This window comes from Pseudomonas sp. G11-1 (assembly GCF_024031555.1).
GTDB classification, from domain to species: Bacteria; Pseudomonadota; Gammaproteobacteria; order Pseudomonadales; family Pseudomonadaceae; genus Halopseudomonas; species Halopseudomonas bauzanensis.
This window is the reverse complement of sequence record NZ_QEYQ01000003.1, coordinates 122,506-142,663: the sequence shown is the minus strand read 5'-3', so window position 1 is coordinate 142,663 and position 20,158 is coordinate 122,506. Positions and strand designations below refer to the sequence as shown.

General features: G+C 62.6%; 21 protein-coding genes and 1 pseudogene. 11 read left to right on the top strand and 11 right to left on the bottom strand.

Annotation, left to right across the window (positions count from 1 at the left end; all coding sequences use genetic code 11):
* Positions 1-294 precede the first annotated feature (294 nt).
* Positions 295-624 (bottom strand): annotated as a pseudogene (locus DHB74_RS10940) (PAS domain-containing protein); the annotation flags it as partial.
* Positions 625-896: 272 nt separating this feature from the next.
* Entirely contained in the window at positions 897-1,091 is a 195-nt protein-coding gene (locus DHB74_RS10935; RefSeq protein WP_499161457.1) for a Flp family type IVb pilin, read from the bottom strand.
* Between the two features lie 249 nt (positions 1,092-1,340).
* On the opposite strand from DHB74_RS10935, the gene cpaB reads away from it, so the two are divergent.
* Genes cpaB through DHB74_RS10895 form a run of 8 tightly spaced genes read left to right on the top strand, consistent with a single transcriptional unit; the run spans position 1,341 to position 9,165 of the window.
* Positions 1,341-2,291, top strand: coding sequence for a Flp pilus assembly protein CpaB (gene cpaB, locus DHB74_RS10930; RefSeq protein WP_499161456.1), 951 nt, complete (start codon positions 1,341-1,343; stop codon positions 2,289-2,291).
* Positions 2,292-2,311: 20 nt separating this feature from the next.
* Positions 2,312-3,568 carry a type II and III secretion system protein family protein gene (locus tag DHB74_RS10925; RefSeq protein ID WP_499161455.1) on the top strand — a complete coding sequence of 419 codons (1,257 nt, stop codon included), beginning with the start codon at positions 2,312-2,314 and terminating at the stop codon, positions 3,566-3,568.
* Positions 3,569-3,579: 11 nt separating this feature from the next.
* On the top strand, positions 3,580-4,749 hold the full coding sequence (locus DHB74_RS10920; RefSeq protein ID WP_280165007.1) for a CpaE/TadZ family protein: 1,170 nt from the start codon (positions 3,580-3,582) through the stop codon (positions 4,747-4,749).
* Positions 4,746-6,008, top strand: coding sequence for a TadA family conjugal transfer-associated ATPase (locus DHB74_RS10915; RefSeq protein WP_036991494.1), 1,263 nt, complete (start codon positions 4,746-4,748; stop codon positions 6,006-6,008). Before DHB74_RS10920 ends, DHB74_RS10915 begins: the two co-directional genes overlap by 4 nt.
* A complete protein-coding gene (locus DHB74_RS10910; RefSeq protein ID WP_036991492.1) occupies positions 6,005-6,877 on the top strand; it encodes a type II secretion system F family protein in 873 nt (290 codons plus the stop codon). The genes DHB74_RS10915 and DHB74_RS10910 overlap by 4 nt, the downstream gene beginning before the upstream one ends.
* On the top strand, positions 6,874-7,752 hold the full coding sequence (locus DHB74_RS10905; RefSeq protein ID WP_499161454.1) for a type II secretion system F family protein: 879 nt from the start codon (positions 6,874-6,876) through the stop codon (positions 7,750-7,752). The genes DHB74_RS10910 and DHB74_RS10905 overlap by 4 nt, the downstream gene beginning before the upstream one ends.
* Entirely contained in the window at positions 7,749-8,882 is a 1,134-nt protein-coding gene (locus DHB74_RS10900; RefSeq protein ID WP_499161453.1) for a tetratricopeptide repeat protein, read from the top strand. Before DHB74_RS10905 ends, DHB74_RS10900 begins: the two co-directional genes overlap by 4 nt.
* Positions 8,872-9,165, top strand: coding sequence for a DUF3613 domain-containing protein (locus DHB74_RS10895; protein WP_499161452.1), 294 nt, complete (start codon positions 8,872-8,874; stop codon positions 9,163-9,165). The genes DHB74_RS10900 and DHB74_RS10895 overlap by 11 nt, the downstream gene beginning before the upstream one ends.
* A gap of 22 nt (positions 9,166-9,187) precedes the next feature.
* Here the strand turns inward: DHB74_RS10895 and DHB74_RS10890 are convergent, their stop codons facing one another.
* Positions 9,188-9,685 (bottom strand): prepilin peptidase, encoded by a 498-nt coding sequence (locus tag DHB74_RS10890; RefSeq protein ID WP_499161451.1) that lies wholly within the window; start codon positions 9,683-9,685, stop codon positions 9,188-9,190.
* 141 nt (positions 9,686-9,826) lie between these two features.
* Here DHB74_RS10890 and DHB74_RS10885 point away from each other — a divergent pair, with 141 nt between their 5' ends.
* Positions 9,827-12,505 carry a PAS domain-containing sensor histidine kinase gene (locus DHB74_RS10885; protein WP_499161450.1) on the top strand — a complete coding sequence of 893 codons (2,679 nt, stop codon included), beginning with the start codon at positions 9,827-9,829 and terminating at the stop codon, positions 12,503-12,505.
* 131 nt (positions 12,506-12,636) lie between these two features.
* Positions 12,637-13,020 (top strand): response regulator, encoded by a 384-nt coding sequence (locus DHB74_RS10880; protein WP_235818252.1) that lies wholly within the window; start codon positions 12,637-12,639, stop codon positions 13,018-13,020.
* Positions 13,021-13,067: 47 nt separating this feature from the next.
* Here DHB74_RS10880 and DHB74_RS10875 read toward each other — a convergent pair whose 3' ends face one another.
* Complete coding sequence (locus DHB74_RS10875) at positions 13,068-13,616, bottom strand: DUF2780 domain-containing protein (protein WP_499161449.1); 549 nt, start codon at positions 13,614-13,616, stop codon at positions 13,068-13,070.
* A gap of 163 nt (positions 13,617-13,779) precedes the next feature.
* On the opposite strand from DHB74_RS10875, the gene DHB74_RS10870 reads away from it, so the two are divergent.
* A complete protein-coding gene (locus DHB74_RS10870) occupies positions 13,780-14,661 on the top strand; it encodes an alpha/beta fold hydrolase (RefSeq protein ID WP_499161448.1) in 882 nt (293 codons plus the stop codon).
* Between the two features lie 33 nt (positions 14,662-14,694).
* On the opposite strand, the gene DHB74_RS10865 is transcribed toward DHB74_RS10870, so the two are convergent.
* From DHB74_RS10865 to DHB74_RS10835, 7 genes are read right to left on the bottom strand one after another with little or no spacing between them, the layout of a single operon-like run.
* On the bottom strand, positions 14,695-16,188 hold the full coding sequence (locus tag DHB74_RS10865; RefSeq protein ID WP_499161447.1) for a cytochrome D1 domain-containing protein: 1,494 nt from the start codon (positions 16,186-16,188) through the stop codon (positions 14,695-14,697).
* Positions 16,179-17,018 carry a uroporphyrinogen-III C-methyltransferase gene (cobA, locus tag DHB74_RS10860; protein WP_499161592.1) on the bottom strand — a complete coding sequence of 280 codons (840 nt, stop codon included), beginning with the start codon at positions 17,016-17,018 and terminating at the stop codon, positions 16,179-16,181. The genes DHB74_RS10865 and cobA overlap by 10 nt, the downstream gene beginning before the upstream one ends.
* Positions 17,019-17,043: 25 nt before the next feature.
* Positions 17,044-18,237: a heme d1 biosynthesis radical SAM protein NirJ gene (gene nirJ / locus DHB74_RS10855; protein WP_499161446.1), complete on the bottom strand. Its 1,194-nt coding sequence runs from the start codon at positions 18,235-18,237 to the stop codon at positions 17,044-17,046.
* The gene (gene ahbB / locus DHB74_RS10850) at positions 18,225-18,776 is read right to left on the bottom strand and encodes a siroheme decarboxylase subunit beta (RefSeq protein ID WP_280165014.1); all 552 of its coding nucleotides are present in this window, start codon (positions 18,774-18,776) and stop codon (positions 18,225-18,227) included. The genes nirJ and ahbB (DHB74_RS10850) overlap by 13 nt, the downstream gene beginning before the upstream one ends.
* Positions 18,751-19,194, bottom strand: coding sequence for an Lrp/AsnC family transcriptional regulator (locus tag DHB74_RS10845; protein WP_499161445.1), 444 nt, complete (start codon positions 19,192-19,194; stop codon positions 18,751-18,753). Before DHB74_RS10845 ends, ahbB (DHB74_RS10850) begins: the two co-directional genes overlap by 26 nt.
* The gene (gene ahbB, locus DHB74_RS10840; protein ID WP_499161444.1) at positions 19,187-19,699 is read right to left on the bottom strand and encodes a siroheme decarboxylase subunit beta; all 513 of its coding nucleotides are present in this window, start codon (positions 19,697-19,699) and stop codon (positions 19,187-19,189) included. The genes DHB74_RS10845 and ahbB (DHB74_RS10840) overlap by 8 nt, the downstream gene beginning before the upstream one ends.
* Entirely contained in the window at positions 19,696-20,154 is a 459-nt protein-coding gene (locus DHB74_RS10835; protein ID WP_499161443.1) for an Lrp/AsnC family transcriptional regulator, read from the bottom strand. Before DHB74_RS10835 ends, ahbB (DHB74_RS10840) begins: the two co-directional genes overlap by 4 nt.
* Positions 20,155-20,158: the final 4 nt, after the last annotated feature.

Below are 20,158 nucleotides of genomic sequence, written 5' to 3'. Positions count from 1 at the left end.
GCTGTCGCCGGCGGTGGCGTGCAGGCTGCTGAAGGTACGCCGCTGGCGGTGCAGGGCGAGTGCCTGCAGGCCGAACAGCAGCAGCGCACTGGTGCCGAGGCTGAGCCAGTACTGGCCATTGTGCAGAGCCACTGCGGCAATGCCGGTGGCGACCAGTGGCGGGGCCAGTTGGGTTGCCAGATTGACCAGTGACTGCCCGGCAGCCGGCTGGCGCTGACCATTGCGCATGCGTTGGTACAGCGCTGCGGCGCGGCGCACCTGCTCCGGCTCCGGCTTGACTCGCACCGATTCGTAACCGGTGATCTTGCCATTCTCCAGAATCGGCGTGACGTAGGCATTGACCCAGTAATAGTCACCGTTATGGCAGCGGTTCTTGATGATGCCCATCCAGCTCTTGCCGCTTTTCAGGTACGACCACATATGCGCGAACACTGCCTCGGGCATATCCGGGTGGCGGACGATATTGTGCGGGCTGCCAATCAACTGTTCACGGTCAAAACCACTGACCGCAACGAACTCGTCATTGCAGTAGGCGATTACGCCCTTGGCATTGGTGGCGGAGATCAACCGCTGGCTGGCGGGGAAGGTGATTTCATGCTGAGTGATGGGCTGGTTGTTTTTCACGGGCGACCTCTGAATATCCGTTTCGTGTGGTGGCCCGTCGGGCTGCGACTCGTCGGTACTTATGTCGCGGCAAAACCGATCAATAGGCGGAAGGGGTGTTGTAGAGCAATATAATAGACGATGTTGGCACTGTGGCCAGTGCCAACATGTAGGGCGTCCGGTTAAACGGGAGTGCAGAGTTTAAACTTTACTCTGACCCCAATTATTCTAGGAGCGTAAATGTACCTGACCTCTTTTATTCCGAGTAAGTGCCATTCTGCACTGACCCCGATTTAAGCCTCTGGCGCAAGGGCGTCTTTTATTTCTCCAAATTTTGCGACAATTGCATCACCTACTTCACCTGTAGCAACAATAATCGCTACAGCAATCAACCCAGCAATCAATGCATACTCAATCGCCGAAGCCCCATCCTCACGCTTGATAAAAGAGCGCAGTGATTCCATCAACATGATCAATTTGGTGTTCATTGCTTACGTCCTTACCGGTGCCCGGTGCAGGTAGTTATCCACAGTCATGCGGACAGGGAGGTACATGTAGCGCAAGCCTAGCGGCTAATGCCGCAAAAGTAATTATGCAATTAGTACTAGCACTATATGGCAATAGGATATCGCGCTGCTGTCTGACTAGAATCCATGCTCATAAGTGCCCGGCTTTTGCCGGGTCGAGTAGGTTGGGCCAGCTGATTTCCTGCCATGGCTACCAAGGAGCGTGCCGCAATGAACAGTCGTGTAACCATGGTATTGGCGGGCTTGCTGCTGGTCGGAGCGGTCATCGCGGGGTATTGGGGGCTGTCATTGAGCCGCCAGCCGCAGGTGGTCGAGGCGGTTGCGGAGCCAGCACCTGCGGTTGCCGCGCCGAGCGTCGAACTGCCCAGCCTGCCGGCGCGTGAGCAAGAGGAGCGGGTGCCGGTGGTGGTGCTGGCGCAGGCGGTGGCGGCGATGAGTGAGATCAGTGCCGAGGATCTGTTGATCGAGGAGCTACGCGTGGCCCCGCCGGGCAGCTTTACCGAGAGCGAGCCGCTGCTGGGGCGGGTGGTGTGGCGCGATCTGCCGGCCGGCACCGTACTGAATGAAGCGAGCTTCGAAACCGGCGGTCCACTGGCGCGGATGATCCGCCCGGAAGAGCGGGCGCTGGCCATCCAGGTGGATGAGGTGATCAGTGGCGGCGGGCATATCCAGCCCGGTGACTACGTGGATGTGCTGCTGTTCCTGCGTGATGACGAGCGCAATAGTGATCGCACCGTGCAGGTGGTGGTGCCGGCACTGCGGGTGCTGAGCGTGGGTAGCGCGCTGGGGGCGGATCGCACTGGCGAGCCGCTGATGGCACCGGCATCTGCCGAGGAGCAGGACAGCCGTGCCAACCGCCGGGTTGAGCAGGCGCGCACGGCGGTGTTGGCGCTGCCGGCGGCACTGACCACCCGCTTCATGCTGGCCAGCGAGGTCGGCAAGCTGCGTCTGGCGGTGCGCAGTATCGACGAGAAGCTGCTGGCCGGATACCAGGCCGGCACGGCGCTGGAAGACCAGGTCGAAGAACTGAACCGCCAACTATTCCAATTCGAGAAGCTGGCCCTGCGCCAGGTCAAGCGTCCGCAGCCGGGGCTGGCACCGGCGCGTCCGGCCGGGATTCCGGTCTATCACGGTAGCGATGTTTCCCGCCAATACCCCTGAGCGAGTCAAGGATGCAGACCATGCTGATCAAGAATCCCCAACGTATTTTGCTCGCCCTGGGCGCGCTGGTTACCGGGCTGGCCAGCCCGCTGGCGCTGGGCCACGCGGCCACTGGCTGCGCCGCTCTGGCGCAGTGGCCAAGTACGCTGGAAGTACGCCAGGGCCAGCACCAGCAGTTGCAGTTGCCGGTGCCGGTGACGCGCATTGCGGTGGGCAACCCGGAGGTGGGGGAGGCCAGGTTGCTGAACCGCGACAGCGTGCTGCTGCTGGGCAAGGGACCGGGGGTCACTACCGTCAGCCTGTGGACGCGCTGCGCCAGCACGCCGCAGCAGAGCATGCTGTTTGTCGAGGGGGAAGCCACCGCAGCACTGGCCCGGCCGCTGCTGGCCGATAGCGCGGAGGCACCGCTGCCCAGCCAGGTACAGACCGATATCCGCTTTGTCGAGGTCAACCGCACCAAGCTCAAGGAAGTGGGGATTCGGATTTTCGGTACTGCGTCGAACAACTTTCTGTTTGGCTCGCCGGGTAGCAGTCTGGTGGAAAGTGTGCCGGTGGGAGGGGTCAGCGGGGTGACGCCGGGGGCGCAGGTGCCGCTGTCGGGGGATGGATTCAATATTGTCTGGGGTGGTGGCAGCAGCAAATTTCTCGGCGCGCTGAACGCGTTGGAGAACAGCGGCTTTGCCTACACTCTATCGCGCCCCAGCCTGGTGGCGCTGAGCGGCCAGAGCGCCAGTTTCCTGGCCGGGGGCGAATTTCCGGTGCCGATCCCCAGCAGTGGCAGCGATTCACTGTCGATCGAATACAAGGAATACGGCATCCGCCTGAACCTGACGCCCACGGTGATTGATCGCAACCGCATTCATCTGAAAGTAGCGCCGGAGGTCAGCGAGCTGGATTACAACGCGGGTGTGGTGATTGCCGGCATCCAGGTGCCGGCGCTGAATATACGGCGTACCGATACCAGCATCTCATTGGCCGATGGCGAGAGCTTTGTCATCAGTGGCCTGATCAACAGCAGCAGCCGCTCGGCAGTGGATAAGCTGCCGGGCCTGGGGGATATCCCGATCCTGGGAGCCTTCTTCCGCAACTCCGGCATGCAGCGCGAGGATAAGGAACTGTTGATGATCGTTACCCCACGGCTGGTCAACCCGCTGGCGGCGGATGCGCAGCTACCGGCGCTACCGGGCGAGCAGCTGCGTAACTATGACCCCTCGGTGCTGGAAATGCTGCTGTTCGAGAACGGCGATTTCGACCGTAACAATGGCCTGTCCTGGTGAGGAGCGCTGCAATGACACAGACCTTTCTGGCTTGCACCGAGCTGGAGGCTGATCTCTCCTGGCTGCAGACCGCCCTGGCACCCATGGGACAGGTGCTTCGCACCAGCCAGAGCCTGGACGAGCTATTCGGGCTGATCGATGCCACGGGTGCCACGCTGGTGTTCGTCGGTGTGGATCGGGAGAACCTGTCGGCCCAGTGCGCGCTGATAGAAAGCCTGCTGGAGGCCCGGCCGCTGTTGGCGGTGATGGTCCTCGGCGATGGCTTCGACAATGATCTGGTAATCGCATCCATGCGTGCCGGAGCGCGGGACTTTGTTACCCAGGGCTTGCGCGGCAGTGAGGTGCTGGGTCTGGTGCGGCGTATCACCGAGCGCCTGCCGGCGCTGCCGGCACGCAAGCAACAGGGCAACCTGACCTTGCTATTCGGCAACCAACCAGATGCCGATGCGGGATTGATTGCGGCACACATGGCGCTGACCATGCAAAAAAGCGGGCAGCGAACCCTGCTGGTGGATCTGGGTGTGCCGGTTGGCGAAAGTCTGGATGTATTGGCGCTTGAGCCCAGCTTTGTCTTCTCCGACGCGGTACGCAATCTGCGGCGGATCGACCGCAGCCTGATCGATAGTGCCTTTGTCGAACATGACAGTGGGCTGCGGGTCTTGCCGTCGGGCGGCACGGATGGACAGATCAGCCTGTACAGCTCATCGGAACTGTTTCTGCTGACCGCCGCATTGCGGCAGAACTTCGACCAGGTTCTGGTCAATCTGACGGGCCAGCCGGATAGCGAGGTACTGCGTAATTTCCTGGGGCAGGCCAACCAGTTGTGCTGGTATGTCGACCCGAGTGTGTCCTGCTGTCGCCGCAATCTGGATCTGCTGCTGAAGTGGCGTAACGATGGAGTCAAGCTGGACCACGCCCGATTGCTGATCGACCGTCACTTCAGCAACGTGGCTCCGGACGCCAAGGCCCTTGGCCGGACCTTCGAGATGCCGGTGCTGGCAGCGCTGCCGGCCAGCGCCGAGCTGCGCTTGAAGGCCCGCAATCAACGCATCAACCTGTTTCAGCTGGCGCCGCGCGATCCGCTTACCCGCTCCCTTGGCGAACTGGTCGCGCAGCTGACACCCGACGCCAACGCGCCCGCGCCGGGCCTGGTGCAGCGTCTCGTCGGATTGGTCAAATGAACAGTCAAATGCACACCGGACTCGGGCCGGGGGTAGCGGAGCTGAAGGCGCAGCTGCACCGCTTTATCATCGATGAGCTGGAAGACGAAGCGGACAATTTGCTGGACGGTCCACGACAGGCTCTGGTGCGGTTCGTCGCCGCCAAGGTGGCGGACTACACCCGCCGTTCCCAGTTCGCCGTGTCCCGCTATGAAGCAGACCGGCTGACCGAGGAACTGGTGGATGAACTGGTTGGTTTCGGGCCTCTGGAAATACTGCTGCGCGATCGGACGGTCACCGAAATCCTGGTCAATGGACCGCAGCGGATCTTCGTCGAGCGCAATGGCGTGCTGCACCATAGCGACCTGCGCTTTATGGATGATCACCATCTGCTGCGGGTCATCCAGCGCATTCTGGCCCCGCTGGGCCGGCGCCTGGATGAGTCCTCGCCCATGGTGGATGCGCGCATGCCCGATGGCAGCCGGGTCAATGCCATCATCCCCCCTGTTGCCCTGGACGGGCCCTGTCTGTCGGTGCGCAAATTCTCCCGCGACATGCTGAAAAGCACCGATATGCTGGCCTCACGCTCGCTGGACCAGGCGATTCTCGATTTCTTCCAACTGATGGTGAAAAAGCGCTGCAACGTGCTGGTCAGTGGCGGTACCGGGACCGGCAAGACCACTCTGCTGAATATGCTCAGCCAGATGATCAGTCCGCGTGAGCGGATCGTCACCATCGAAGATACCGCTGAGCTGCAGCTCAAGCACGACCACGTGGTACGCCTGGAAACCCGCCCGCCGAATGCCGATGGGCACGGCGAAGTGACGGCGCGGGAGCTGGTGCGCAACGCCCTGCGGATGCGCCCGGACCGCATCGTGCTGGGGGAGATTCGCGGTATCGAGGTGCTGGATGTGCTGACGGCGATGAACACCGGCCACGATGGTTCGATGACTACAGTGCACGCCAACAATGCCCAGGACGCGCTGCTGCGCCTCGAAACTCTGGTGGGTCTGTCGGGTATCCAGGTGCATGACCGCACCCTGCGCCAGACCATCTGCTCGGCAATCGACGTGGTGGTGCAACTGACTCGCACCAGTGATGGCCGGCGCTGCGTGGCCGAGGTGCTTGAAGTGGTCAGCCTGCGTGACTCCCAATATGTGACCAACACACTGTTTCGTCTGGAGCAGGGCATACATGGTGGTTTTGTCCGCGAAGCCCTGAATCCGGCCGGGGAGAAACTGCGCCCCGATATCAGCCAGCCAGGAATGCCAAGGCGATGAATATCGCGCTGTTGCTCTGTCTGCTCATGCTATTGGGCGCTGTGCTGCTGCTGCGCCGTAGTCTGCGCGAGGCGCGCTCGGAGCAATTGGTCGAACGTCTGGCCGAGCCGCAGACGGCGCCCCAGCGGATGAAGCTGAGCCGGTTGCAACGTGACCTGCTGCGGTCCGGTTTGCATATGCCGTCGTGGCTGGCGGTGCTGGTCTTGATGGTCTGGGTGTTGGCGATTCTGCTCGCCTTAATGGCTGGCGGCTGGTTGATGCTGCTGATCGTTCTGCTGCTGCCGCCGGTGCTGTTGCGGTTGTACATGGTATGGCAATACAACCGGCGCCTGCAGCGAATGATCAGCCAGATGCCGCAGTTTCTCGATCACGTGATACGCAGCCTGAAGTCGGGCAGAACCCTGGGTGATGGCATGCTGCTGAGCATGGAAAACTGCCAGGAACCCTTGCACGGCGCCATGGCGCGCACGCGCAGTGCGGTGCAGCGCGGCATGCCGCTGGCCGAGGCGATGGAAGAGTTCGCCGAACTGTTCGAGCGGGAGGAATTCCACATCCTGGCCATGGGTGTGGCGGTCAACCAGCGCTATGGCGGTAATGCCAGCGAACTGCTGGGCAACCTGATTGGCATGATCCGCGACCGCGACCGGGCGGCCCGTCAGCTGCGGGCGCTTACCGGCGAGACGCGGATCAGTGCCTTGGTCCTCGGCGGGCTGCCGGTGGCCATGGGCGGGTATATCTTTCTCAGTAACCCGCAGATGCTGCTGAACATGTGGGAGCAATCCGGTGGGCGGCTGGTGCTGATGGTGGCGCTGCTGATGCAGGTGATTGGCTGTTACCTGCTGTGGCGCATGATGAGGAGCATCGGATGAATCCGCTTTGGCTCAGTGCGTTATTGCTGCTGCTGGCTGGCGGTTTGCTGCTGGTTCTCGGCGTGCGCGCGCACCTGGCGGAGCGGCAGATGATGGCCCGCCTGGGGGCCCATCGAGGCGGCTCGGCGCTGGGGCACATGGGCGAGCGCAAGTGGGCCGCGCGCCTGGGCAAGTCCGACCCCGAGACCCTGGTCCTGCTGGCTCGACTGGGATGGCGCAGCAGCCGGCGGCGCGCCCTGTTCTTCGCCATCCAGCTCGCTCTGCCGGTGGGTCTGACACTGCTGACACTGTTGTTGCAATCGCGGCTGGATGAGCCGCCAGCGATGCCCTGGCTGGCCCTGTTCATCGCTTTTGCGATTGGCTATCTGATTCCCAAGCGGGTGCTGGCAGCGCAGGTACGCCTGCGCCAGGAGCGTCTGGCGCAGGAAGTGTCGCTGATGATTCCCATGCTGCGCATGCTGTTCGAAGTGGGCATGACTGTGGAGCAGGCATTGCGCGTGCTGGCCCAAGAAGGTGCGGAAATTCTGCCGGAGATGGCGGTGGAGTTGCGCCAGGTCTTGGGTCGAGTGGATGCCGGCCTGGAACTGGGACAGGAGCTGCGGCAGGTAGCATTCCTGATGCAGGTGGACGACATGACCGACTGCTTCGCCATTCTCGAGCAGTTGATCTATCAGGGCGGTGGCGCCATGGCGTCACTGCTGTCGTTGAAGGAATTACTGGACGATCGGCGCATGACCACCTTGCAGGAACGGGTTTCCAAGATGTCGGCAAAGATGTCCGTGGTGATGATGCTGTTTCTGTTCCCGGCGCTGCTGATCGTCTTGGCGGGGCCGGGCTTCGTGGCAATTATTCAGGCGTTGGGGGATATGGGATGAAGCGAGTCACTGCGATGCTGCTACTGGCTGGAAGCCTGGCCGGGTGCGCCAGTAACTCGGTGAGCGAATCACCCTGGCTGGTGCAAAAGGACGCGAGCGCGCCCAGGAGCTGTGAGCCCCTGACCGCTGATCAGGAACTGGTGCTGGGGCTATCCCAGGAAATGGCCAGTGCCGGGCGCCGGCATGCGGCGCTGGCCAACCTTGAGCGATTGCCCAGTGACGTGCCCCAGGTGCGCCTGAGCAAGGCCCGTCTGCTGCGCGTGCTGGGCCATGGCAATGAGGCTGAAGCACTGTACAGCAGCTTGCTGAACAGCTGTCTGATGGCGGATGCCAACCATGGGCTCGGGCAGATCGAGGCCGCTCGGGGCCGTTACACCGAGGCTCAGGGCTACTTGCGTAACGCTGCCAGCCTGTCGCCAGCAAATGAATCGATCCGCAACGATCTGGGCGTGGTGTACATGAACCAGCGGCGGTTGTCCGAGGCACGCTTCGAGCTGCTCACCGCCATGGAGCTGAACGAGAATTCCAGGCGCGCGCCACAGAACTTGCTGGCTTTGCTGATCTACCAGGGCGACTGGCAGGGCGCTCGGGAGCTGGTCAGCGCCAAGGGACTCAGTAGTGATGATTTCAAGCGTGCCGAGCAGCGTGCCCAGGACATGCGTAGCAAAGAGACCAGTGCGCCGACGCCGGCGGTGGCCGTGCAGCCATTGGCTACTCCGGAGCCGGCGGGAACTGCGGCGGCGGTGGCTTCACTGGCAGCGCCGGCAGCCGCGCCTGTGCGCTCAGCCGCCAGAGCGCCTGCCGCTGTGCCCGCGGCGACTCGAGTCCCGATTGCTGCGCCGGTCACTGCCCCGGCTCCTGCGCCAACGCCGGTCACTGCGCGAGCCCCGGTTCCGGTTCGTGATGTCGCTGGCGCTTCGACACCGGCGCGGTCGGTGACGCCGATACCGTTGTCGGTTGCCGCTCGCGCCTGGGCCTTGGAAGAAGCTGCTCCGCTCGATGGCGCTGCGCGTCAGATTCGCAGCGTGGAGCAGAAGCCCTCCGCTAGCGCCCGTCCCCTGGTATGCCGATCATCGGGCGCGAGTACGCCCGGGTTGGCGGTCATGGAGTGCCTACCCGATGAAGAATGAGATGACTATGTATACCCGGATACTGGCTGGTCTGGCGCTGGCGGTTACTTCCTGCACCCTGGTCGCCGGCGATGCTGCGCCGCCGCTGGTGGCGGAGCGTCCCGAGACGCAGACCGAGATGTGGCTGCAAGTTCAGCGCGAAGGCAACGCCGCCGCCCGTCAGCGCGTACAGACGGCGACCCCTGCAGAACGTGAACTGAGCATGCAACGCCTGCTGGACAGCTACAGCCATCCGATACCGGAATACTTCGGTGAGGACGACGGTGGTAGCTTCGAGCGCTGATCAGGGCTCAGCGCCGCTGCGGTCAGTGCAGCCAGAGGATGCTGGCCAGTAGACCGCAGAAGAGGAACGGCGCATAGGGAAGGCGGTTGCGGTTGGCCGGATCCATCATGGCCAGATGGTCGTGGCTGGAGGGTGGCAGGCGCCGCCAGATGATCGGGCCGCCAAGCGCCCATGCCAGCATGGCGACTGACGCACCGGCGATTGTCCCCAGTACGTGAAGAGGGCTGCTGGCCAATGCCAGTGCCGCCAGCAGTTTGACATCGCCGGCGCCCATCCTGCCGCCGATATAGCCCGGCAGCCCGAGCAGCACGGCCAGCAGCAGGCCGAGTATGACCGTGCCGGGTGTAACACCGGTGAGGCTGTGTCCGGTCCATACCAGAAAGGCTATGGCCACGGCGCCGCCGCCAAGCGTCAATACGTTGCTGATGCGGCGTTGCCGGGCGTCCTGTATCGCGCAGCACATACCCCAGGCGAGGAGGCTGGCTGGGGCCAGACAGGTAATGCAGGTTTCCACAGTCATGATCCATTGCCTTGTTATGGGCCAGTCATGATAGCAGCTTAACCAAGCCGCTCTGGTAAGCGGTTTACAGGGCGTCTACTTATGTATTGTGACCGGGCTGTTTTCCCTGCAACCTGCGAATTTGGCACAGGAGTGTGAAGTATGAACTGGTTCCGGTCCCTCGATAAACAAACTCGGTTTCCCGACCAGGTTGCGGTTGCGGATGTGGTGCTGGGCAAGGGGTATTACCTTCAATTGGATCATCAGGGCTGTATCCTGGACGCCAGTGCCGAGCTGCGCCGATTGTTTCCTGACGAGGTACCTTCTGGTGTTTCCCTGAGCACCTATCTGGCTCAACCATCCGCTGAGATATATGGCTCACCGGATACCTGGCCTGCCCAACTGTCCTCCATCGTGCTGCATGGTCGCCGCGGGCAACTGCTGTATTTCCAGGGTGGCCTTCTGCCCCAGGGCGATGGCTGGTTGCTGTTTCTGCTGGATAACACTGCAATGGTGCTGCGTCTGCAGCTGGAGGAGCGCCGACGCCAGATACTTGATTACTCAGTGCACCAGGCTTTGCGGATGCGCGAAGCAGAGCCCGAGCGAATGCAGGGCCTGACGGTGGAATGGCTGGAAGGGCTGCGCTTGCGCTTGCAGATTCCGTGGCTTGGGCTGCTGTTGCCAGGCCCTCGCGGCTGGTCATTGTATGCCCATGCCAGCTTGCCGGATGCGCCGCCGTTCTCCTGGCACTCCACCGATCTGCACCAGTTGCTGCTGGATACCGACAAATCGGTGCCACAGACCTGGCACTGCCGCGTAAGTCACGAGTCGGCCTGGTTGGTGCCCTATCGGGAGCATGATGGTGTGCGGGTGTGGCTGGTGGTGGCGGGCGTCGATAGCCAGCGTCAGGCGCCTTTCTTCAGCGAGGCCGATTGGGTCGGTATGTTGATGTTGTTCGCGGCACCCTTGAGTTCCGGGGTGCGCTATCTGCAGGTGCAACAGAGCCTGCGGCGCAATAGCGTGCTGCAGCGGGTGATGGATATTGGCTGGTGGGAGTACGACTCTGATACCCAACGGGTCAGCATGGCGCCGAACCTCGCCGATACCATGGGCTTAGAATTGAGCGCAGAGGGTGATCTCGGTCTGGAGGAGTCGCTGGTGATATTCGACCCGGTTGATCGGGAGCAGGTGCTCGACCGCCTGCGGGAACTGCTAATGAGAGGGGAAGGCGCCAGTGAATCGATCTGCCTGCAGGTTCGGGATGGCCGCCATTGGTACCGGCTGAGTGGGGAGGTGGTGGGCCGTAAGACCCCTAAGGTGGTCGGCTATACCATGGACATCAGCGACCTGCGGCGACAGGAAGCCCAGACCGCAGCCGCCCGCGCCCGCCTGGAGGGGCTGCTGGATAACGCGCCGGCGGTGATCTTCATTCAGAGTTATATCGATGGGGCGCTGGCCTTCGAGTTCTGCAGTGCCAGTTTGTATCAGCTATTGGGTTGGACGCTGAGCGACTGGCAACACAACAGCTTTTCCAGCTTTCTGCATCCGGAAGATCGCCAGCTCTACTACGAGCGCACCAGAACGCTGTTGCAGACAGGCTATACCAGCAGCCGTTATCGGGTGCGCGATTGTCATGGTGCCTTTCACTGGGTGCTGGATGAAGCCAAGCTGCTACGCGATGAGCGGGGAATGCCGACTGAAGTGGTGGGGCTGCTGATGGACGTGACGGAAGCGACCGAAGCCTCGGAATCGGTACGCAAGAGTGAAGAGCGTTATCGAATTCTGGTTGAGGACTCTCCTGCCATTATCTGTCGCTATCTGCCCGACCTGACGCTTACCTTTGCCAATAAACCCATGGTTGCGGCCCTCGGGTTAGAGGGTACGCGGTCCGGACTGACCAATCTGGGGCAGTTTCTTGCTCCGCAAGACCGTGAAGAGGTCTTGCGATGGATGGCCAGAATGACGCCGAATACGCCGGTGGGCAACCGCGAACTCCTGCTGCACCTGCCGGGTAATCGCCGGGCCTGGTGGGTCTGGACGGCGCGAGGGATGTTTGACGACAGTGGCCAACTGATTGAGGTGCAAGCGGTCGGTCGTGACGATACCGAAATACATGATGCCCGTGAGCAACTGTATCAGGGCGCAAAAATGGCCACGCTGGGCGAAATGGCCACGGGGCTGGCGCATGAAATGAACCAGCCACTGACGGTCATGCGTATGGCGCTGACCAATCTGGTCAAGCGCCTGGCCAAGGATGATCTGAGTACCGACTATCTACAGGAAAAGCTGACGAGATTGGAGAGCCAGGTCAGCCGGGCATCGCGGATCGTCGATCATGTGCGTATTTTTGGTCGCCGCTCGGAGAGCCGGGGGGTTCTGTTCGATCCATGCAAAGCCGTGGTGGAGTCCGTTGCGTTGACCAGTGAGGGCATGGAACAGAAGGGCATCGAGCTGAAGATGGAGCTATTGCCAGTGTCCGAGGTCACCGGGCACCATGATCGGCTGGAGCAGGTTCTGATCAACCTGCTGTTGAATGCCCAATATGCTGTCAGCCAGCGTGCGGCCCGGGAACCGGAGCATGAGCCCTGGGTCAAAATTTGTTGTTGGGAGACAAAAGGCAGAGTCTTCATCACGGTTGAAGATAATGGCGATGGTATAGGTCCAGGCCAGCTGACCCGGATATTTGAACCTTTCGTCACTACTAAACCGGTAGGTGAAGGAACTGGTCTGGGACTCTCTGTCAGCTACGGCATCATTACCCAGATGGGAGGCGAGCTGAGTGTCGAAAATCATCATCAGGGCGCGCGGTTCTTGATAACCCTGCCAATAGGACAGACCTGATGCGCTGCAGCTTGAAACCTGAGGCTGTTCGCAGGGTGGTCACTTTACAAAGCGATACTGCGGGATCTGCTTGAGAACCACTGTGCCTGCAAGTCACTTTTACTCATTCATTTTCAAGTAGCGAGCGCCTGGTGAACAAGATTCTATTGATAGATGACGATGAAGATATTCTGGTGGAATTGCAGGAATCGATGATGCTCCTCGGCTTCGTCTGTCGCTGTGCCTCTAACGCCAAGCTGGCCTTGATTGAGCTGGACAGGAATCCGGATATCGCATTGATCATCTCCGACTTGCGCATGCCGGACCAGAGTGGCTTGCGCCTGTTGCAGATACTCAATGAGCGGTACACCGAAGGGCACCGCATTCCGATCATCATTACGTCGGGCCATGCGGATATGGATGATGTCATCACCCTGTTCCGCAACGGTGCGGCTGACTTCCTACCCAAGCCCATTCATTACGAACATCTTGTCGAACAATTGAAACGGTTCTTTCCCGAGCACCAGATGGGCTGATCCCGGGATTATCCGGCGCGCAGCAGCTGCGCGTCGGATGGGCCATCTCAGAGGCCGGCTGGCTGACCTGTCCACAGGTTGGTCAGGGTACCCAGTAGCGGTTGGCCGACACCCTGGTTGCCAATGAACTGCAGCAGTACCGGGGCGAATTGGCCGACCATGCCGCTATCCATGCCCAATGCCGAAAAGGCGTTACCCACATCACCCAGATTTTGCAGGTTATTCTGAGCGCTGCTGTCCAGCGGATTGGACTTGCCCAGCAGCCCGCTGACCTTGCCAACCTGACCTCCCAGACCACCACCGGTCAGGTTGGCCAGGGCCGGAACGTTGCCTATCAGCTGGCTGTAGTCATCACCGGCCAGCTGGTTCTTGGCCAGACCCAGCAGCGCGCTGGTGCCACCCACTGCCTGTTCGGAGCTGACGTTCAGCTCGGTCAGTTTGCCCACCAGCTCGGCGGATTGGGCAGCGGTGGAGTTGGGTGCGGCGACCGCCCCGGTCAATTTGGCTGCGTCGTTGAGGCTGAAGGCCTGGGCAGTGCCGATTGCGCTGGTCAGACCCAGGGCCAGGGATAAGGTGATGTAGCTGATCTTCTGCATAATGGTTTTCTCATCGGGAAACGGCCATGTCTGGCCAGACCCGGTAGGTGGGCTACCGGCTGTTGTGCAGTTTACTTCATCACTGGCGCCGATAGCGCATCATCTGCGGTGGTTGCCGGCCCGGTGTTTATACTGCAGCCAACATCATTGAGAGGTCATGTGAATGCACAAGGTGGCACAGACCGGCCCGCAGAGCCGTTTTTATCATTCCCGCGGGCTGCGCCTGCATTACCTGGACTGGGGCAACAGTGATGCGCCGTTACTCATTCTGGTGCATGGCGGCCTGGAGCATGCGCGGGTATGGGATCAACTGGCGAGCCAGTTGCGTGCCGACTGGCATGTGGTGGTGCCGGATCTGCGCGGCCACGGTGACAGCGGTTGGAGCAGCGGCGGAGCCTATGGGATTGTCGACATGGTGCCGGACCTCGCCGCGCTGGTGGACGAACTGGGTGAGCGCCCGGTAACGCTGGTGGCCCATTCGCTGGGCGGCAATATCGCCACCCATTACACCGCGCTGTTCCCGGAGCGGGTCAGCCGGTTGTGCGTGATCGAAGGCCTGGGCTTTTCGCCGCAGGCGCGCGCCAGGCGCGACGCCAAACCACGTCGCGAACAGTTGCGTGAATGGGTGGACAAGGTGCGGGAACTGGATCAGCGGGGGCCGAGCAGTTATCCCAGCGTGACCGCAGCGGTACAGCGTCTGCTGGAGCATGATCCGCTGCTCAGTCGGCAGCTGGCCGAGTATGTCTGCGAACACGGCATGCGCCCGACCGAGGATGGACAATGGCGCTGGAAGTACGACCATCTTATTCGCGGCACGGGCGCCGCCGAGGTGGCCTCGGTGGAACCCAGCGATTTATGGCAAGCGATCACCTGCCCGGTGTTGCTGATGTACGGCGCCGAGAGCTGGGCGTCCAATCCTGAGCAGGATGGCCGCGTCAAACACTTTGCCCAGGCTCAGGTGGTAATCGTGGAGCAGGCCGGGCATAACCTGCACCACCATCAGCCGGAGGTGTTCATGGGTCATCTTCGAGCATTTCTGAGTTGAGACTGCTTGGGGACGAAGCGCGCACCCTCTCACTCAATGCGACGTTCCCTCCACAAAACCAATCTTGTTACCCACGTTGTACTTGCCCGACGGTTTGTTCATCGGGATGCGCTTCACTTCCTCCAGGGTCTCGCTGTCGAGTACCAGCAGCGCACCGTCCTCGTCCCAGATGCTCAACAGCAGGTGTCGGCCGTCGCGGGTGAATTCCACGTGGGCGGCGTTCTTGCCCGGAACCGGGCGCAGGGTGTGAGCGACTTCCAGGGTCTGTTTGTCGATCAGGTGGATGGCGTCGTTGTTTGGCCCGAAGAACACGTCGGTCCAGGCGTAGGGTGAATTCTCATGGCTGCGCATGAAGAAGCCCGGGCCTTCGGTGGGGATTTCCTTGATCAGCTCCCAGGTGTCCAGGTCCAGTACCGAGATCAGTCCCTGGCTGATGTTGGGCGTGGCGAATACCCATTTGCCGTCGCGCTGCCAGTAGATGCCCGAGCCCAGGTGCGGCATGCCCGGCAGCGGGATGTCCGTCAGCGCCTTGCCGGTATCCAGGTCGATCACCTGACCGCCTTTGGCCTTGCGCGAGGTGGCCAGCAGGTAGCGGTAATCCGGGGTGAAGGAGAAGTCGTCGAGATAATCCGCGGCAATGATCCGTCGCGGGGCGAAGTCCGGCTGGCCCGCATAGGACAGTTCCCAGACTTCCTGCACATCCTTCAGCGCAACCACGAAACTGTCGCGCTGGGGCGCGGTGTAGACGGCGCTGACCCGGGAGGGCGTACCGTCGCTGCCGACCGTGGGAATGGGTTTGACCAGGGACAGGTCGCGGGCATCCAGCACCACCAGGTTGCCCGGGAGATAATTGCCGACCAGCACCCAGCGACCATCATTGCTGACCGCCAGGTTGCGGGTATTCAGCCCGGCGCGCACCTCGGCGATCATGGTCAGGTTGTGCAGGTCGTACTTGCTGATCCAGCCATCCCGCGAGGCGAAGTAGACGAAGCGCCCTTCCGGCGAGAACTTCGGCCCGCCATGCAGGGCAAAGTGCGACTGGAACCGTGTCAGCTCCTCGAAATTGTCGCCGTCGAGGATGCGCACATGATGATTGCCGGCCTCGACCACGACGAACAGATTGAGCGGATCAGCGGTATGTTGCGGGCTGTCCGGCAGTTGCCCGGGATCAGCGAACAAGCGGTGACTGGCACGGATATCGGCGTCCTGCCAAGTGGGCGGCACCTTGGCCGGGGTGTACAGGTAACTGACCAGGGCGTCGATGTCTTCGCCGTTGAGCAGCGTGCCGAAGGCTGTCATTTGACTGGCCGGTCGGCCGTCCTGGATGACCTTGCGCACCTCCTCGGGCTTGATGCGGCCGAGACTCTCGGGCAGCAGTGCGGGGCCGGTGCCGCCGAGCCGATTGACGCCATGGCAGCTCTGGCACTGGGCCTGATACAGCATGGCGACATCGGGGACGCTGGAAGCATCGGCCAGGGCTGCTACCGGCAGGGTCATGCTGAATAGCAGGGTGGAGATCAGCCGCATGCCACAGCCCCCCGTTCGGCCAGTACCGGTTGGGCGCGCAGCCGTGCTGGGTGGGTCAACTGCTGGTCGGCGAACAGCCCGACCACCTGGCCGATGACGGTCAGCGTCGGTGCGCTGAGGTGATGCTCCTGGGCCAGTCGCTCCAGTTGCTGCAGGCTACCGCGTACCACCTGCTGATCATCCCGGGTGCCGTTACCGATCAGCGCCGCAGGCGTGTCGGCGGGCAGGCCGGCATTGATCAGCTCCCGGGAAATGGCGCCCAGACTGGCCAGGCCCATATAGAACACCAGGGTCTGACCGCCGCTGGCCAGGCTCTGCCAGGGCAGGTTGAGGGCGCCATCCTGCTGCAGATGGCCGGTGATGAACTGGCAGGATTGGGCCAGGTCGCGATGGGTCAGCGGGATGCCGGCGTAGGTGCTGCAGCCTGAGGCGGCGGTGATGCCGGGTACGACCTGGCAGTCGATACCCCGCGCCAGCAGGAATTCCAGCTCCTCGGCGCCGCGGCCGAAGATGAAGGGGTCGCCACCCTTGAGCCGCACCACGCGTTGGTCCTGCAGGGCCAGATCGACCAGCAGCTGGTTGATCTGCTCCTGCGGCAAGCTGTGGTAACCGCTGGTCTTGCCGACGAAGCGGCGAGCACACCCGGCTGGCAGCAGCGCCAGCAGTGCCGGGCTTACCAGCCGGTCATAGACCACCACATCGGCCTGCTGCAGCAGGCTCCAGGCGCGCAGGGTCAGCAGCCCGGGATCGCCCGGACCGGCGCCGACCAGGGCCACTTCGCCGGGAGCAAAGGTGGCGCGCAACGCAGCAGGAAAGCAATCCGGGTGCATGCCGGTTGTCGAGCCGTCAGCTAGGTCATGCATGTTCATACACCACTTGGCAGGGAATGAATTGGCTATCCGACAGGCCGATTTCGCTGTCGGTCAGGTAGCAACCCGGGTCCTCGCCCCAGAGGTCGCCGGTAGCCCAGGCGCGGGTCCGGGTGTTGCCGTTGCAGATCGGCAGCCATTGGCACTGACCGCAACGTCCGCCCACGGCACGCGGGTGCTGGCGCAGTTGCAACAGCAGCGGGTCGGGGTTGTCCAGCCAGATATCCTTGAAGCTGCGCTGGCGGATATTGCCGACGGAGTGCTGCCACCAGTAGGTGTCCGGGTGCACATTGCCGATGTTGTCGATATTGGCGATGCCGCTGCCGGAGGCATTGCCGCCCCAGGCGCGCAACATCTGCTCCAGCCGCGGGGCATGTTCGGGGATGCGCCGCTGCGCCCACTGCAACAGCAAGATGGCATCAGCGTCGTTATTACCCGTGACGAAGTCGGTATCGCGGCCCTGCTGTACATCAGTCCAGGCCTGCTCGAACAGTTGGTCGAGCACGTCGCGGGTCATCGCGTGATGGGCATCGGCCTTGCGGCTGCGTTTGCCGCGACCGCTGTAGTTCAGGTGTGACAGATAGAACTTCTGTACGTCATGCTCGCGCATCAGTTCCAGCAGCGCCGGCAGCTGCGGGTAGTTGTGCTGGGTCAGCGTGGTGCGCAGGCCCACGCGGAGGTCATGCTGGCGGCACAGGTCGATGGCGTGCATGGAGGCGGCAAAGCTGCCCTTGAGCTGGCGCCACTCGTCGTGCACCGCCTGCAGACCATCAATGCTGATGCCGACGTAATCGTAGCGAGCCGCGACGATCTGCCCGATATTGGCTTCGGTAATCAGTGTGCCATTGGTCGACAGGGCGACGAAAAAGCCCTTGTCCCGGGCGTAATCCGACAGCTGGAAAATGTCGTCGCGCAGCAGCGGCTCGCCACCGGACAGGATCAGCACGCGCACGCCAGCGGCATGCAGATCATCGATCACCCGCAGGGCCCCGGTGGTATCCAGCTCGTCGCGGAATTCGCTGTCGGCGGAGGTGGCGTAGCAGTGCTTGCAGGTCAGGTTGCAGCGCCGCAGCAGATTCCAGATGACTACCGGCGGGCGGGTGCCGGGCGTGCCGCGGGCGCCGAGGACGCGCAGGCTCGGATTGGCCAGGGCGCGTAGGTAATGGCTTATTCTGAGCATGAAGAACTCTCCTGTGACGGCGCCTGGGCGCGGTCGGTGGGGGCGGGGCGGTTCAGTCGCAGTCCGGTCTTTTTCAGGATGCGGCTGCTGACCAGCATGTCGTCGGCGCGGCAGGCATCGCCCAGCAGCTGACGGATGCGCTGGCGGTCACGGTCGATGTCCTCGGCGCTGCGCCCATGCACCATGGCAAACAGGTTGTAGCGCCAGCCGTCCCGGCGGGGGCGTCGGTAGCAGTGGCTGACAAAGGGCTGGGCGCCGACCAGCGGACCAAGCTGATCCATGCGCGCATCTTCCACGTCCCAGACGGTCATGCCGTTGTGGCGGTAGCCGAGGCGGTAATGGTTGGGTACAGCGGCGATACGGCGGATGGCGCCGTCGCGCTGCAGCTGCTGTAGCAGTTGCAGCGCCTGCTTGCTGCTGATGCCCAGGCGTTCGGCAATCCAGGCCCAGGGATCATCCACCAGCGGCAGGCCGGCCTGGGTCAGGTCGATCAGGCGGCGGGTCAGGTCGGGGTCAGACGGGCAGGTGCAGGCCGACATGGTAGGTCTCCTCCTTGGGCAGGTTGAGCACCGGCAGGCCGGTCAGCTGTTCGATATGCGCAATGCTGGCGCTGATGCCGTCCGGGGTAGCGCAGGCCAGCACGAACCACATGTTCCAGGTATGCCCACGCCGGTAGTTGTGGGCCACTTCCGGCATGGCGTGCAGTTGCTCTGCCACCGTATCGAAGCGTTCCTCGGGCACGGCGAGGGCCGCCAGGGTGAAGGCGCCGCCGACGCGCTCGATATCGAACATTGGCCCGAAGCGGGTCAGGGTGCCGTCATCCAGCAGCGCCTGGACCCGCTGGCGCAGCAGCTGCGGTTGGCTATTCAGCTCATTGGCCAGAGCTTGCCAGGGCTGTGGTACCAGCGGCAGGCCGTGTTGCAGACGATTGATCAGGCGCCGGTCCAGATCATCCATGGGCGGTCTCCTGCGGCAGGCTCGGGGTAAATCGCCCGCCCCGCTGCTTGAAGGCGCGGGTGCTGAACAGCAACCGGTGCGGCATTTGATCCAGCCCATGCCGGGCCAGCAGTTCGGCGATATGCGCCTGCACCGCGGCCCGCTCACGGCCATGCACCATGCAGAACAGGTTGAACGGCCAGTGTGGCAGCCGGCGGGGGCGCTGATAGCAGAGGTTGACGCCATCGGCGCGGCCCAGCCGTTCGCCGATGGCATCGACCTCATGGTCGGGAATGTTCAGCACCAGCATGGCATTGGCGCGAAAGCCCAGGTTACGGTGATGCACCACCAGGCCAAAGCGGCGGAATAATCCTTCATCGTTCCATTGCCGGGCCTGTTCGAGTACGGCGGCTTCGCTGCTGCCGAGTTGTTCGGCCAGGGTCTGCCAGGGTCGGGCGGTCAACGGCAGGCCATTTTCCAGCTGCTGTCGCAGCGCGGTGCGTTGTCGGGGGTCGAGCCCGTTCATGGGGTGGCCTCCAGGGAAAAGCCCAGGTCGATGCGATAGGCGCGGCGCATGGGCAGGTCGAGCGGAGCGAGTCCGGTGGTCTGCTGGATATCCTCCAGGCAACGCTCCAGGGACTGGCGATCCGGGCCGGTGAGGACGAACCACAGGTTGTAATCGTGCTCGCGCAGGTAGTTGTGATTGACCTCGGGGTAGCGGTTGACCAGCTCGGCGACCTGCTCCAGCCGGGATTCCGGCACCGCCAGCGCCACCAGGGTGCTGGCGCCGGCGCGGCTGTGCTCGAACACCGGGCCCACGCGCGACAGCGCGCCCTGCTCATCCAGCTGGCGCAGGCAATCCAGTACCTCGGCCGCGCTGCAGCCCAGCTCATCTGCCATGGCTTGCCAGGGGTCGGCACAGATTGGCAGTTGGTGTTGGTAGCGCTCGATCAGGCGGCGACTGAGATCGTCCAGTTGCATATGG

Excerpts from the sequence above, each read along its gene's own strand:
- DHB74_RS10900 (WP_499161453.1), top strand. The coding sequence starts at position 7,749 with ATGAAGCGAGTCACTGCGATGCTGCTACTGGCTGGAAGCCTGGCCGGG.
- DHB74_RS10845 (WP_499161445.1), bottom strand. The coding sequence starts at position 19,194 with ATGGATGATCTGGACCGGCGCCTGATCAATCGTCTGCAACACGGCCTG.
- DHB74_RS10835 (WP_499161443.1), bottom strand. The coding sequence starts at position 20,154 with ATGCAACTGGACGATCTCAGTCGCCGCCTGATCGAGCGCTACCAACAC.
- DHB74_RS10870 (WP_499161448.1), top strand. The coding sequence starts at position 13,780 with ATGCACAAGGTGGCACAGACCGGCCCGCAGAGCCGTTTTTATCATTCC.
- cobA (WP_499161592.1), bottom strand. The coding sequence starts at position 17,018 with ATGCACCCGGATTGCTTTCCTGCTGCGTTGCGCGCCACCTTTGCTCCC.
- DHB74_RS10905 (WP_499161454.1), top strand. The coding sequence starts at position 6,874 with ATGAATCCGCTTTGGCTCAGTGCGTTATTGCTGCTGCTGGCTGGCGGT.
- DHB74_RS10885 (WP_499161450.1), top strand. The coding sequence starts at position 9,827 with ATGAACTGGTTCCGGTCCCTCGATAAACAAACTCGGTTTCCCGACCAG.
- DHB74_RS10890 (WP_499161451.1), bottom strand. The coding sequence starts at position 9,685 with ATGACTGTGGAAACCTGCATTACCTGTCTGGCCCCAGCCAGCCTCCTC.
- ahbB (WP_280165014.1), bottom strand. The coding sequence starts at position 18,776 with ATGTCGGCCTGCACCTGCCCGTCTGACCCCGACCTGACCCGCCGCCTG.
- DHB74_RS10925 (WP_499161455.1), top strand. The coding sequence starts at position 2,312 with ATGCTGATCAAGAATCCCCAACGTATTTTGCTCGCCCTGGGCGCGCTG.
- cpaB (WP_499161456.1), top strand. The coding sequence starts at position 1,341 with ATGAACAGTCGTGTAACCATGGTATTGGCGGGCTTGCTGCTGGTCGGA.
- DHB74_RS10875 (WP_499161449.1), bottom strand. The coding sequence starts at position 13,616 with ATGCAGAAGATCAGCTACATCACCTTATCCCTGGCCCTGGGTCTGACC.
- DHB74_RS10865 (WP_499161447.1), bottom strand. The coding sequence starts at position 16,188 with ATGCGGCTGATCTCCACCCTGCTATTCAGCATGACCCTGCCGGTAGCA.
- DHB74_RS10895 (WP_499161452.1), top strand. The coding sequence starts at position 8,872 with ATGAAGAATGAGATGACTATGTATACCCGGATACTGGCTGGTCTGGCG.
- nirJ (WP_499161446.1), bottom strand. The coding sequence starts at position 18,237 with ATGCTCAGAATAAGCCATTACCTACGCGCCCTGGCCAATCCGAGCCTG.
- DHB74_RS10915 (WP_036991494.1), top strand. The coding sequence starts at position 4,746 with ATGAACAGTCAAATGCACACCGGACTCGGGCCGGGGGTAGCGGAGCTG.
- DHB74_RS10935 (WP_499161457.1), bottom strand. The coding sequence starts at position 1,091 with ATGAACACCAAATTGATCATGTTGATGGAATCACTGCGCTCTTTTATC.
- DHB74_RS10910 (WP_036991492.1), top strand. The coding sequence starts at position 6,005 with ATGAATATCGCGCTGTTGCTCTGTCTGCTCATGCTATTGGGCGCTGTG.
- DHB74_RS10920 (WP_280165007.1), top strand. The coding sequence starts at position 3,580 with ATGACACAGACCTTTCTGGCTTGCACCGAGCTGGAGGCTGATCTCTCC.
- ahbB (WP_499161444.1), bottom strand. The coding sequence starts at position 19,699 with ATGAACGGGCTCGACCCCCGACAACGCACCGCGCTGCGACAGCAGCTG.